15 protein-coding genes are annotated in these 12,770 nt (G+C 61.5%); 8 read left to right on the forward strand and 7 right to left on the reverse strand.

The features are described from left to right. Positions 1-312: 312 nt before the first annotated feature. Entirely contained in the window at positions 313-513 is a 201-nt protein-coding gene (locus tag Q0837_RS17585; RefSeq protein WP_366519673.1) for a KTSC domain-containing protein, read from the forward strand. A 30-nt stretch (positions 514-543) separates the two neighbouring features. Here the strand turns inward: Q0837_RS17585 and purD are convergent, their stop codons facing one another. Next, entirely contained in the window at positions 544-1,818 is a 1,275-nt protein-coding gene (gene purD, locus Q0837_RS15465; RefSeq protein ID WP_298470883.1) for a phosphoribosylamine--glycine ligase, read from the reverse strand. Between purD and xseA the strand changes: the two genes are divergently transcribed. From xseA to Q0837_RS15485, 4 genes are read left to right on the forward strand one after another with little or no spacing between them, the layout of a single operon-like run. Next, positions 1,817-3,301, forward strand: coding sequence for an exodeoxyribonuclease VII large subunit (gene xseA / locus Q0837_RS15470; RefSeq protein WP_298470885.1), 1,485 nt, complete (start codon positions 1,817-1,819; stop codon positions 3,299-3,301). The two genes, purD and xseA, sit on opposite strands and share 2 nt — an antisense overlap. 24 nt (positions 3,302-3,325) lie before the next feature. Beyond that, entirely contained in the window at positions 3,326-3,529 is a 204-nt protein-coding gene (locus Q0837_RS15475; RefSeq protein ID WP_298470887.1) for a DUF2093 domain-containing protein, read from the forward strand. Further along, on the forward strand, positions 3,526-4,509 hold the full coding sequence (locus Q0837_RS15480) for a M23 family metallopeptidase (RefSeq protein WP_298470889.1): 984 nt from the start codon (positions 3,526-3,528) through the stop codon (positions 4,507-4,509). The genes Q0837_RS15475 and Q0837_RS15480 overlap by 4 nt, the downstream gene beginning before the upstream one ends. Before the next feature lies 1 nt (position 4,510). Next, positions 4,511-5,515, forward strand: a complete 1,005-nt coding sequence (locus tag Q0837_RS15485) for an esterase-like activity of phytase family protein (protein WP_298470891.1) — start codon at positions 4,511-4,513, stop codon at positions 5,513-5,515. Positions 5,516-5,571: 56 nt separating this feature from the next. On the opposite strand, the gene rpmB is transcribed toward Q0837_RS15485, so the two are convergent. Beyond that, positions 5,572-5,859: a 50S ribosomal protein L28 gene (gene rpmB, locus Q0837_RS15490; protein WP_298471793.1), complete on the reverse strand. Its 288-nt coding sequence runs from the start codon at positions 5,857-5,859 to the stop codon at positions 5,572-5,574. Positions 5,860-6,058: 199 nt separating this feature from the next. Between rpmB and Q0837_RS15495 the strand changes: the two genes are divergently transcribed. Further along, on the forward strand, positions 6,059-6,487 hold the full coding sequence (locus tag Q0837_RS15495) for a nucleoside deaminase (RefSeq protein ID WP_298470894.1): 429 nt from the start codon (positions 6,059-6,061) through the stop codon (positions 6,485-6,487). Positions 6,488-6,511: 24 nt separating this feature from the next. Here Q0837_RS15495 and Q0837_RS15500 read toward each other — a convergent pair whose 3' ends face one another. Together Q0837_RS15500 and Q0837_RS15505 are read right to left on the reverse strand one after the other, a co-directional pair. After that, positions 6,512-8,065: an NAD(P)/FAD-dependent oxidoreductase gene (locus Q0837_RS15500; RefSeq protein ID WP_298470895.1), complete on the reverse strand. Its 1,554-nt coding sequence runs from the start codon at positions 8,063-8,065 to the stop codon at positions 6,512-6,514. A gap of 3 nt (positions 8,066-8,068) precedes the next feature. After that, positions 8,069-8,857 (reverse strand): STAS/SEC14 domain-containing protein, encoded by a 789-nt coding sequence (locus Q0837_RS15505; RefSeq protein WP_298470897.1) that lies wholly within the window; start codon positions 8,855-8,857, stop codon positions 8,069-8,071. A 150-nt stretch (positions 8,858-9,007) separates the two neighbouring features. Between Q0837_RS15505 and Q0837_RS15510 the strand changes: the two genes are divergently transcribed. Together Q0837_RS15510 and Q0837_RS15515 are read left to right on the forward strand one after the other, a co-directional pair. After that, entirely contained in the window at positions 9,008-10,147 is a 1,140-nt protein-coding gene (locus Q0837_RS15510) for a hypothetical protein (protein WP_298470900.1), read from the forward strand. A gap of 24 nt (positions 10,148-10,171) precedes the next feature. Next, positions 10,172-10,753: a hypothetical protein gene (locus Q0837_RS15515; RefSeq protein ID WP_298470901.1), complete on the forward strand. Its 582-nt coding sequence runs from the start codon at positions 10,172-10,174 to the stop codon at positions 10,751-10,753. A gap of 8 nt (positions 10,754-10,761) precedes the next feature. On the opposite strand, the gene Q0837_RS15520 is transcribed toward Q0837_RS15515, so the two are convergent. The 3 genes from Q0837_RS15520 to nadC are packed head-to-tail and all read right to left on the reverse strand — an operon-like array spanning position 10,762 to position 12,767. After that, positions 10,762-11,499 (reverse strand): ribonuclease T, encoded by a 738-nt coding sequence (locus Q0837_RS15520; RefSeq protein ID WP_298470903.1) that lies wholly within the window; start codon positions 11,497-11,499, stop codon positions 10,762-10,764. Beyond that, complete coding sequence (locus tag Q0837_RS15525; protein ID WP_298470905.1) at positions 11,453-11,884, reverse strand: hypothetical protein; 432 nt, start codon at positions 11,882-11,884, stop codon at positions 11,453-11,455. Before Q0837_RS15525 ends, Q0837_RS15520 begins: the two co-directional genes overlap by 47 nt. A gap of 10 nt (positions 11,885-11,894) precedes the next feature. Continuing rightward, positions 11,895-12,767, reverse strand: coding sequence for a carboxylating nicotinate-nucleotide diphosphorylase (nadC, locus tag Q0837_RS15530; protein ID WP_298470907.1), 873 nt, complete (start codon positions 12,765-12,767; stop codon positions 11,895-11,897). Between the last annotated feature and the right edge of the window lie 3 nt (positions 12,768-12,770).

The raw sequence follows: 12,770 nt of genomic DNA on the forward strand, positions 1-12,770 counted from the left end.
ATTCACGATACTCATGGGCAACGAAAAGCCGAGCCCTCCATTCGAAGGACTCGGCCCTTTCGTTCGCTGGGGTGACTAGAAGCCGCCCAGTGCGATCCGGCTGCTACCAAACAGCATCCTCAAACTGCGGATGTTTGCCGGATCGGTCAAGGCTTCTTCGATAGAAGGAGCCCTCATTATGGGACGTAAAGTAGCGCGCCAAACGGCGCATCGTAGTTCAGTTGATGGTCGCTTTGTGACGGAGAAGTATGCCGATAAGCATCCGCGCGAAACCGAACGAGAGAAAATCAGAAGACCTGATTGGAAGCGCTAATGCTGTTGGCGTCTTTCAGTTCGACAGCAATCTCGCACGCGAGATATGACCCACCCTCAGGGGGGCTCCACATCGTGTTTACGAGTGGGCGTGGATATGATTTCTGCGGTGTCCCTCAGTGGGTTTGGCAGGGCCTTTGCTCTGCCTCATCGACCGGTACTTATTACAATGATGTAATCCGAGATAACTATCAGTGCTGAGTGATGATGGGGGCTGACGTTTGGCTCCCATCATCTATTGTTCTCCCGCTCAATTTCCCGCCAGCCAATATCCCGCCGGCAGAATCCGCTCTCGAACTGCACCGCATCCACCGCGCGATACGCTGCTGCCTGTGCCTCGGTGACGTTCGCGCCCATTGCAGTCACGTTCAGCACGCGGCCACCATTCGCAACCAACGCGCCGTCCTTCATCGCTGTCCCGGCATGGAAGACTTTCGCGCCCTCTGCCTCAGCCTCTCCAAGATTGATTACGCCGCCCTTTTCCGCAGATCCGGGATAGCCCTTGGCGGCCATCACCACGGTTAGCGCGGTGTCCTCGGCGAACTGCGCCTCAATGCCCGCCAACTCGCCCTTCGCGCAGGCCAGCATTACCTTCACCAAATCGCCCTGAAAGCGCATCATCAGCACCTGGCATTCGGGGTCGCCGAAACGGCAATTGTATTCGATCAGCTTCGGGCCGTCGGCCGTCAGCATCAGCCCGGCATAGAGCACGCCTGAATAGGGCATGCCCTCGGCGCGCATGGTTTCGACCGTTGGGCGGATGATTTCGTCGATGGCGCGCTGTTGCAGCTCAGCAGTCAGCACCGGGGCGGGGGAGTAGGCGCCCATGCCGCCTGTGTTCGGCCCTACATCGCCTTCGCCTACACGCTTGTGATCTTGCGCCGTGCCGAACGGGAGTATCGTCTCGCCATCGGTCAGGGCGAAGAAGCTCGCTTCCTCGCCGGAGAGGAACTCCTCAATCACCACTTCGGCTCCGGCTTCGCCGAATTGTCCGCCAAACATGTCAGCGAGTGCGATTTCCGCCTGCTCGATCCCTTCGGCGATCACCACACCTTTGCCCGCTGCGAGACCGTCTGCCTTCAGCACATACGGCGGCTGAAAGCGGGTCAGAGCCGCGCGGGCTTCGTCGAGCGCAGTGGTACGTACATAGGCGCCGGTGGGGATGCCCGCGCGCTCGCACAGATCCTTGGTGAAGCCCTTCGAACCTTCGAGCTGAGCGGCGGCCTGTGACGGGCCGAACACCGCAATGCCCTCGGCCCGCATGCTGTCGGCAAGGCCGTCTACCAGCGGCGCTTCGGGGCCGACCACGACGAGCGCGATGTCGTTGACCTTGCAGAACAGCGCCACTGCCTCGTGATTGTCCGCGTTGATGGTCACCAGTTTGGCGCATTCGGCGATTCCGGGATTTCCGGGGGCAGCGTACAGCGCGGTCAGGCTGGGGGATTGCGCCAGCTTCCACGCCAGCGCATGTTCACGGCCTCCACCGCCAAGCAAAAGGACATTCATGGCGCGCGCTCCTACCTCATCCGACGATCCAGCAGGGCTGGTAGCGCGCGAGCGGCAGGGCGACAACGCGCAGCCGCTGTCGATCACCGAGATTTCGACACTGCTGAAACGGACGGTCGAGGAGAGGTTCGGCTATGTCCGGCTGCGCGGGGAATTGTCGGGCGTGAAGCGGGCGGCTTCAGGGCACCTTTACTGCGCACTCAAGGACGAGAAAGCGGTGCTGGACGGAGTGATGTGGCGCGGCAGCACCAATCGCCTCGCTTTCGTTCCCGAAGACGGGTTGGAGGTGATCGCGACCGGCAAGCTGACGACCTATGCTGGGCGCTCGAAATACCAGATCGTGATCGATAGCCTGGAGATCGCGGGCGAGGGCGCGCTGCTAGCGCTGCTGGAGAAAACCCGCGCGCGGCTGGAGGCCGAGGGGCTGTTTGCGAGGGAGCGCAAGAAGCCTCTTCCGTTCCTGCCCAAGACCATCGGCGTGGTCACGTCACCAACCGGATCGGTTATTCGCGATATCCTGCACCGGCTCGCGGATCGATTTCCCAGCCATGTTATCGTCTGGCCGGTGCTGGTGCAGGGGCAGGGCGCAGCGGAACAGGTTTCCGCAGCGATTCGAGTGTTTTCTGAACTTGATCCTAACGACGCAGTGCCGCGCCCCGATCTGCTGATCGTTGCGCGCGGAGGCGGTTCGATCGAGGATTTGTGGGGCTTCAACGAAGAGACAGTGGTTCGCGCCATCGCCGAATGTACCATTCCGGTTATTTCTGCAGTCGGACACGAGACCGATACGACGCTGGCAGACCACGCTGCCGATCGCCGTGCTCCAACTCCTAGTGCTGCGGCGGAAATGGCGGTCCCGGTACGCGTGGACCTCGAAGCCACGCTGGCCGATTTTGCCGCGCGTCAACGCCGGGCTGTGCACCGCCCGGTTGAAATGGGACGTGAACGCCTCGAGGCGCGGGTCCGCCGAATGCCGCGGATGGAGACCCTGCTGCAACCGCAAGCGCAGCGGCTCGACGAATTGTCAGAACGGCTGCGGCGAGGGCTAACCGACCGTGCAGGTCAGGGCCGCGAGCAATTAGCCGGGATCGCCGCGCGGCTTTCTCCGACTACACTTGGCCGGGCGCAAACCGACGCGCAAAGACGTCTGGACCGAGTGAGGCTCGTTCCGGCCCTGGTCGAACGCCCGATCAGGGAAGGTCGCGAGCGGCTCGCCTCCCTTACCCGCATCGCAAGCCAGCTCCATCCGGAGAAGCCACTGGAACGCGGCTATGCCATCGTGCGCGACCCCTCGGGCAAAGCGCTGACTGGAAAGGTGCAGGCTGCGAAGGAAAAAGCGCTCAGCTTGCAGTTCAAGGACGGCGCGCTCGAAGTCGGAGTCGGGTCCGTTCCGCCACCCGTCAAGCCAACGCCTGTGCGCAAGCCGCCCAAAAAAACGACTCGAAACACTGCTCCGCCGACCCAAGATGATTTGTTCGGTTAAGCCCATGCTGCTAAAAGGACACGCATGTTGATGTCGACCAGCGATAAAGCCGCCAAACTCTATTACGGACCCGCCAGCTTCCGCGTGCTGCGCCCGGGTCAGCATGTGCTGTGCTCCGTGACCGGTGAAGTCATCCCGCTCGAGGAACTCCGCTATTGGAGCGCCGAGCATCAGGAGGCTTACGCCACGCCTGAAATTGCAACGCGCCGCCTGCTCGAACAAGAATGAGTCTATCGACCATGCGATGGGCGAAAATGGCAATCGCTGGGCTGGGGCTGGCTGGCCTGATGAGCTGCACCGGCAGCGAAGCTGCGGCGCCTGAAACGGCTTCGGCCCCCGAGGCTGAGCAGACCCTCGCATCCGAGCAGACCTACACCCCGACGATCGAAGATGGGCGGCCCTTTCCGGAGCCGTTGAACGACCCAGTCTTGCCGCCAGCGCCGGTCAATCTGAACACCAGCTTTTCGTATTCGGGCGAGTTGACGCAAGGCGGCTTTATCCGCGGGGTTGTGCCTGATGGCACAGTCCGCGCTTCGCTTGGGGGACAAGAATTGGAAATCGCAGAGGACGGAACGTTCTTCGCCGCTTTCGACCGTGACAGTGCGGGTTCCCTGAAACTCTCCGCTACGAATGCGTCGAGGCAGACCGTCACCGAAGCGCTGACAGTCAGCCCGCGCAAATGGAACATTGAGCGGGTGAATGTTTCGCGCCGGGGCGGACGCTCCAGCGAAGCCTATTGGAAGATCCGTAAGCCGGAATACGAAGCGATCAACGCCGCCCGCGCCAAAGTGACCGACGCCGATGGCTGGAAGCAGGATTTCATCTGGCCGGTAAAGGGGCGCATTTCGGGCCGCTTCGGGCGCCAGCGAATCTATCGCGGCGAGCCAGGGAGCTATCATTCCGGTATCGACATCGCGCCCGGTAATGGGGTGCCCTATGTTGCGCCTGCTGATGGTGTGGTGGTGCTTGCACGGATGGGTTTCAGCCTCGAAGGCGGGCTGATCATCATCGATCACGGCATGGGCCTTAACAGCGCGTTCCTGCACTCATCGAAGATTGCGGTGAAGGAAGGTGAGGTGGTGAAGCAGGGCCAGTATATCGGCAATGTCGGTTCGACTGGCCGTGCGACGGGCCCGCATCTGCACTGGGGTCTCAAATGGAATAGCGCGCGGCTCGATCCACTGCTGTTTGTGGGGCCGATGAACTGAGATGAGTCGGCCAAAACGGCTGATTGCGGGCATCGTATTGGCGATGATCTGCGCACCCGGAACGTGGTTGCGATCCGAAGTTCCGAAAAGCCCGACTGAAGATATTTCCGTGACCAAGATCGCCGGTGCCAACGATACCTCTATCAAGGGCTGGACCCTTGAAGGGATATGGCACGCCGAAGCCTACAACCTGATGTTCGGCGGCTTTTCCGCGATGTTTGCACTTCAGGATGACACGCTGCGGGCATTTTCGGATCGCGGCACACGGTTCACACTGACCGAGCCGGACCAGCCCTCGACCGTGCGCAATGTCGTTCGCCAGCTGGTTCAGCCGGGCCGCGCCAAGGAATTGTGGGACATCGAATCCGCCACCCGCGACCCGGAAACCGGGGCCTATTGGCTCGGGTTCGAGAACGTCCACACCGTACATCGCTTTACCGTCGCCAGCGAAATCGATGGTCTGCGCGATCTCGATGACGAGGTCGACTGGACGATCAATTCGGGCGCGGAAGCGATGGTTCGGCTTACGGATGGGCGGTTCGTGATCCTGCCCGAAGGATCGACCGAAGGGCTGATCTTCGCAGGCGATCCCGTGTCGGGCGTGGAATCGCAGAGCTTCACCTATCGCAACCCGGCATACAGCCACGCGGCAACCGATATGGCGCAATTGCCCGACGGGCGCGTGCTGGTGCTGCTGCGCAATCTCGATTTTGGCTGGCACGGCTGGCCGCCATTTGAAAGCAAGCTGGCGATTGGCGCGCCGCCTCAGGCTGGTGAGGAATGGGCGCCGGAAATAACGCTCGATCTGGCAGGTGTGGTCCCGCGCGAGAATTACGAAGGGTTGGCGATCAGGCCTCGGGCCGATGGCAAGCTTACCGTGTGGCTCGTGTCCGACGACAACTTGTCCGCGTTTCAGCGGACCCTGCTCGTGAAGCTGACATTCGACCCAGAGTTTGAAGAGCCAGCTTCGGATGAAAGCCAGACAAAGCAAAAGGCGCGCAAGTAGCCTCGCACGCCTTTCTCAAATTCTATGAAGCCCAGCGGCCCCAAGCCAAACGGCGCTTACGCGGCGCTGGTGGCCTTGACCAATTCACGCTTCACTTTGAGCGCGCGCGCCGACAGCTTGTCGTCGCTGGTCTTCAGCAGCCAGTTGTCGAGCCCGCCATTGTGCTCAACCGAGCGCAGACCGTGGGTCGAAACGCGGAACTTGAAGCCGCGATCCAGCTTCTCGCTCAGCAGCGTGACGTTCTGCAGGTTGGGCAGGAAGACGCGCTTGGTCTTGTTGTTGGCGTGGCTCACATTGTGGCCGACCTGGCGACCTTTGCCGGTCAGTTCGCAAATCCGCGACATGATATCTCTCATTACGTTCAAGTGGCGGGCGAGTTCAGGGTGGCCGAGTGATTCGGCAGTCCAGCAACTCGGGTTATCCCGGAAAGCGGCGCGCATAGCCTTGAGGTGCCGAATCGTCAAGCAAGTTGCTTGGGTTCGGCGGTCCCGCTAGCGACCTGATATGACCCGCCAAGGAAAGAGATGGCCCATCCCGCAACCCATGCAGACTGCACTTGAAGCTGCACGTAAGGCTGCTGAAGCTGGGGAAGTGCCCGTGGGTGCGGTTGTTGTGAAGGGCGACGAAGTGCTGGCCGTGGCGGCCAACGCCACGCGATCCCCGCCAGATCCGACCGGCCATGCAGAAATCCGCGCCATGCGGACGGCGGCGGAGGCACTGGGCGACGAACGCCTGACCGGCTGCGATCTCTATGTCACGCTGGAACCGTGCGCGATGTGCGCCGGAGCGATCAGCCACGCAAGGATCGCGCGGCTCTATTACGCGGCGAGTGACCCAAAAGGCGGCGCGGTCGAGCACGGAGCGCGGGTGTTCGAACACAAGCAATGCTTACATAGTCCCGAAGTCTATTCGGGCATGGGCGAGATTGAAGCGGCGGAGCTGCTGCGCGGGTTTTTCAGACAGCGGCGATAGTTCGCTGGAGCAAAGGTTTGCACGTCATCCCTTGAATTTCGGGAAGACTTTGGGATCCACATTGGCCGCACTCAGATATCCACCCATCAGCGCGCCCGGTATGCCTTGGCTGGCAACATCCTGACCGGTCAGGAACAGGCCGGGAATGGGGGTTTTAGCGCGCAGAGCGTCGCACATGACGCGCTCGGGCGTTACGTCGAGGCCATAGAACGCGCCTTTCCGGTGCCCGGTGAACGCCACCGTCGATAGCGGTGTAGCCAGCTCGCGGTACACAACAAGCTGGGCGAGTTCGGGGAAGTGACGCTCGAACATCGCCATCATCGTGTCTTCGACGCGGCGCTTGAAGTTGGCATAGTCATCACCGCGTGATCCTGCCGGTTGGCCCGCCCATTGCGCGACCGCTTCCCAATCGGCCCAGACGAGCAATTGCCCCATGTGTTTCTCTTCTGGGCCTGGGTCGTGCTCTGGGTTCTTAAGCGAGCCGAATGAGACGGTCATGTGCGGCGGCGGGCCGTCCGGCGCATCGTCCCACACGACGTCGACATCGCCGGTTGGATAGATCCAATGGTTCGCTTTGGTTGCACCAGCCGCTTCGATGTCGCCCTGAAAACCCAGGAACAGCGTGTAGTGCGCTATGCTTGAGGGCAGCGCGCGGATTTCGGCCTTCCAATCTTTGGGACCGGCATCTTCGGGCAGAAGGAGATCAATCGTCTCACGCGCGCCGATGTCGGACACAACCGCCTTGGCCCGGATATCTTCTCCGCCGTCGGTCCTCACCCCGACCGCTACGCCATCTTCGAGCAGCAATTCCTCGACACGCACTCCAGCGCGCGCTTCGCCGCCATTCTTGGTAATGGTCGGGATGATATGATCCGCATAGGCAGCGCTGCCGCCGACCGGGTACCACGCACCCGATTCCAGATAGGCACCGCCGATCAGGGCGTGCATCGCAAAGCTTGCTGTGCTCGGTCGCCCGCCATGATCGCCCCATTGCGCGGCCATCACCGCAGCGAGTTCGGGATTATCGGTGAGATCGTCGATCACTTCCTTGGTTGTGCGGCTGCACCATCTGCGGATCGCATCGCGGTTCCACCAGTCGAGCATGTCGCCGGCAAGCTCGGGCATCGCTCGGGTTGGAAAGATCTTGTGCATGGCTTGCAGCCCATCACGCAACGCCCGTGTCCACGCCTCGATCGCTTCGCCTTCATCGGGGAACCGGTCCTTGAGGTCGCGTTCCTGCGCTTCGTAAGGCCGCGTCAGCGCCAATGGCTCCGCCGATCCGATGTGAAGAATGTCGTAGACCGAGCCGAGCGAAACAAATTCGATCGGCGTATCGCATAGCCAATCCAGACGATTGCGCATCGCATCGCCCGGAGCCATCGAACTGAGGTAGTGCACGCCGACATCCCATGTGAAACCGCCGCGCGAGAAGCTGTGCGTCAGGCCTCCGAGCGTCGCGTGCTGTTCAAGCAGCAGGATCTTGTGACCCACTTTGGAGAGTGCGGCGGCTGTGGTCATGCCGCCTATGCCTGAGCCGATGACGATCGCGTCCCAAGTCTCGAGTTTCGCCTCGGTCATGCGCTATTCGATCAGTTCGGAATCGCGGCTTGATGTCGCACGCTCACCCTTGAGCCAATCCAGAGCCTCAACCTGCTCGTCCAGATCGAATGAGCGAATTTCTGGTTTCAGCAATGCTCCAATCACGCTTGCCATACCGCCAATCCAATCAGGTCCGCCGACGATGGCGTAGCGATCAAGCTTGCCGATCAGGTCGAGCTTACCGCCCATCACCTGACTGCTGAACATCGTGTCGACATCGAAGCCGTGCCACCCTTTGATTATCAGCATCAGCCGGGAGCAATCTGGGGCCTCCAGCCGGGCGCGGACCATGGCGACACCGCGTTCGGATTCGTCCCGGTCGAGGCGTCCGTTCAACTCGAACACCGCGATTTCGGGCTTGCCGATATCGAGTTCGCGGATCGCGCCCTTGTGCGGCGACTCTTCCTCTCCCAGCACCCATGCGCGGGCGGTGTCGGCTTCATCTTCGTCATACACTTCGTAGGTCAGACCCGGCATCAGCGCGCTTTCGACGCGCGCTGCGCTCCGGATCCATTCCTCGTCTGAGATGATCGCAATCCGGTCCAGCCGGTAAGCGTATCTGAGCGCGCTGGGCAGATGTGCCAACTCGACCGTGACCGCCGAAAACGAGAACCCGGCCATCGATGTCAGGTCGATCAGCAGGCTGCCGCCTCCTCCGGAATCGAGTTGTTCCTTGGCAAAATCGACGATTCTCTTGGCATCGTCCTGGCGAAATTCTGCCATCACAACAATGCGATGGGCGTCGGGGGCTAGCTGTTCGATCTCAATCATAATGAGCCAATGATAGTGAACCCTGGGGGCTGTTCATTGACCCGCGTCAAAGCATCGGTCGTGCGCAGGCCCCCTCCTGCCGCGAATGCGCTTGCATGGGCAGCCTCAACCATGCGCTCTGTCTTTGTGTAGCCAGGGGGTATCAGTCGAATGCGATTCATCCTTCTCCTAGTGGTATTGCTGGCCCCATTTGGGCAGCCCGTTCACGCGGACCCCTCGCAGGTCGCCCCTGATAATTGGAACCGGTCCGAGAACAACAGCCTCACCATCTATCAGGCGCCAACGGGGGCCGAAGTCATGGTGTTCCGCACATACGATAAGGGCGCGAGCGCCGCCGCGAGCGTCCAGGAATTTGCCGACATCATGACCGGAAGGGCCGACATCGTGGTCCGTTCCGAGCCCAGCACGGCGGGCGCGCTGAATGTGCAGGATGTCGAATATGTCAGCCGCAATGTGCCAATGCTTGGCCGGGTTGTCGGCGTGCGCCAGAGCGATGGCTCGGTGCTGGTAATGGCGCATCTCGGTCCGAAATCTGCGGCAGGGCTTGCCCAGCGCATCGATGCGGCGACTGAGAAGATGGCGGCCTTGGGCGCGCCGGGTGCAGCGGCCACGGCGGCAAGCCAGGCCCCGGCACCCACACGATCAAATTCGCCTCGAACTCGCGGGCAAACGGCGCAGCGCGTGATGTTCGAGCTGAAATACAAATACGGCGTCGGCGGTGCGGTCTATCCGACCTACGATCTGGTTGCGCTGATGGATGGCGGCACGGCGGCGAAGCTCGGCAGCTATGCGGTCGACGATGTAAGCGTGAGCGCGATCAGGCGAGCCAAGGCCTCCGACGTGGGCACATGGCGCAGTGCAGGGCGCAATGTGCACGTGCGCTGGAGCGATGGCGACACATCCGATCTGAAACCTACTGTCGGCCCGCCAACAGCGCTTCCGGCGGCGCGCCACCTCAACGGCACCTATCAGGCAGTTGGCGGCGGAGGGAACACCGCGCTTGGCGGGCAGGTGCTTACCGCGCAGGTCAAGCAATTCACCTTCAACGCCAATGGGACCTTCAGCCAGTCGACCAGCAAGTCAGCCAGTTCCGGCGCAGGTGTGGGCGGCTCGCGCTCGGCGACCTCCGGACGCTGGGCGCTCAGCGGCTCCACACTGAAGCTGACCTATGGCAACGGCAAAGTGGTCCGCACATCGGTGTTCTACAGCGGGTCGGCCAAGCCGCGCGGCAAATTTGGGCGCTACGGCGTCCTGTGGATCGGCGGCGAGGACTATAAGCGGGTGCGCTGAGTGCCGATGCGACAGGGGATTTCAATGATCAGAGCCACTTCAGTGATTGCAGCTTTGCTGCTGGCGAGCGCATGCGGAGAGGCAGAGGCCGAGGATGAGCAGCCGAGTGATCAGGGCGCGCCGGACAATTTCGCAGGTGCTGGGCCGGTCGAATTGCTGTTTGTACTCAATGACAATGAATATGTCGGGCTAGTGATCGAATCTCCAATGGCCAATTATGGTGTGTCGTCCGACCTTGAATTGCCCCCTGAACAGCACGGGGTGCCCGAATGGGATGATTACAACGCTCTGCGAGACGAATTGTCACGGGCGATCGCGCCGGACATCGAAGGAATCGAGGCTTCGGTAGGCTCGAAATTCGCATTCACCTCGAGCGCCGGATGCCGCTATGACGAAGGCAGCGAGAGCATTGCCAAGCGAGACGGGCAATGGATGGTCACCTTCGACATGGAGTTCATCTGCACCAATCCGGCCACCATAAGTGACGTGTCGGTCAACCTTTTCGATATGCGCGGATTTACGAAAGGCACAGCCAAGATAATCGACGGTGATGAAGAGCGATCAGTCGACGTCGACGGAATAAACAGGATCGTCGAATTGCGCTAGAAGACGCCTCAAAGCCCCCGCCAAATCTTCGCCCGCACACCGTCGCGGGCGCCAAACCGCTTCGCATCGCAGCGCTTGGGCCTGAAGTTCTTCGCGTAGCAGAGGCGGATTTCTTCCAACCAGCCGTCCCGGTTTAACTTCACGCCGATCTGACTCGGACTCCAGCCGCGATTGGCATCAGCGAAGGCCTTGCGGATGCGGCCTGCGGTCAGGCCATCCTCGCGGCTGATCCGGTCGTAATCGGGGATGCGGAGCGATTTCCAAAGGATGCGCGTGACCTTGAAATAGGTGTCGGGCCGTTTGACCATGCAGCTGCCATGCTTAGCCCATTGCCGTGCGATCAGGCGTGCAGAGGGCATCATGCACATGTTGCGGCGGATCTCAGCCGGGCTGAGCACGCCCCGGGTCGAGCACCATTGCGGCCAGCTGCCCGAACTTTCCGGCCACAGTCCATGGACGACAAAGCCGAACCGCCCATTCTCGCCTGAGCACTGCGTTTTGTGTGAGCGGCTATCCTGCCGTGTGCGGCAAAAGGCGGGCGACCAGCTCAGCGCCATTGTGTAGCCGGTCACAGGCAGCTCGCGCCTTGACGAGTTGGGAGTGACCTGCGGCACGCTGGATATCTGCGGCATGCGGCATTGATACGCCTGCGCATTGGCGGTGGCCGGTATGATCAGCGCTAACAGGATCGCGAACAGGCTAGTTGAAAAGCGCAGCGTCGGCCTCCTCTCTATTGAACCATGCATTCGCACCCGGCGTGAATAACAGTGCGACGGCGACGAGAGAAATCGACTGGCCTGCCAGAATTCCGGGCAAGGCGTAGAGCATCGGCAGATTGGACAGGATCAGCACGATCTTGATCACCGCCATCGCCGTGATGAACCACCGGGCGAACCCGGCGGCGACCAGCCACACCAGCACAACCGGGATCAACTCGATGGTGAACCACGCCGAGCTGGTCACAATGGTCCAGTCGCGGTTCCATTCCAGTCCTAGCCCGAGCGACGCGAGAAAGTCCTGCTGCGCAGGCAGATCGAAGAGCGCGACCGTGAGGTTCCAGCAAGCCAATGCAAGCAGGATTGCTGCGAACAGGTTGATTGAGAGCGGTCGCGGTCCCGATGCGAGCTTCATCGCCCGCCTCTCATAGCGGCGTGAAGTCGAGGCCCACATCGGCGGCGGGCGCGCTTTGGGTCAGTCGCCCGACAGAGCAGTAATCGACCCCGCTCGCGGCCTTTGCTGCGATCGTATCCAGATTGATCCCCCCGCTGGCTTCGGTTGGGACCCGGCCAGCTACCATGCTCACTGCTTCGGCGAGCACCTCGGGGGACATATTGTCCAGCAACAGGTGATGTGCGCCTGCTTCCAGCGCGGGTTCGATCTGGTCCAGCCGGTCGACTTCGCAGATGATGTGCGACACCCCGGCATCGCGTGCGCGGCGTACCGCTTCGCCGACGCTGCCTGCGACCGCGACGTGGTTGTCCTTGATCATCGCCGCATCATACAGGCCCATCCGGTGGTTCTGCGCGCCGCCCATCCGGGTCGCATATTTCTCAAGCACGCGCAGACCGGGCAAGGTCTTGCGGGTGTCGAGCAGGGTGCAGGAAGGATTGCCTCCGGGTGCGCGCATGGCGGTGACGTATTCGTTTGCCATCGTCGCAATACCTGAGAGGTGCTGAACAATATTGAGAGCGCTCCGCTCCGCCGTCAGCATCGCACGGGCATTGCCCTTGAGCCGCATCAGATCAGCGCCAGGCGTGACCTTGTCGCCGTCATGCGCGAGCGTCTCAATCGACACATCGGGGTCGAGGTGACGGAAGAACGCCTCGGCCAGCGGCAGTCCCGCGACCACAATCGCCTCGCGGCTGTCCATCACCCCCGAAAAGCGCGCATCGGCGGGGATAACGCTTTCGCTGGTGACGTCTTTACCGCCGCCTTCGAGCCCAACGCCGAGGTCTTCATCGAGCGTGGAGCGAACGAAGGTGTCGAGGTCGAAACCGGGTAGGATGAAGGTCATGGC

Source organism: uncultured Erythrobacter sp. (assembly GCF_947499705.1).
Taxonomy (GTDB): domain Bacteria; phylum Pseudomonadota; class Alphaproteobacteria; order Sphingomonadales; family Sphingomonadaceae; genus Erythrobacter.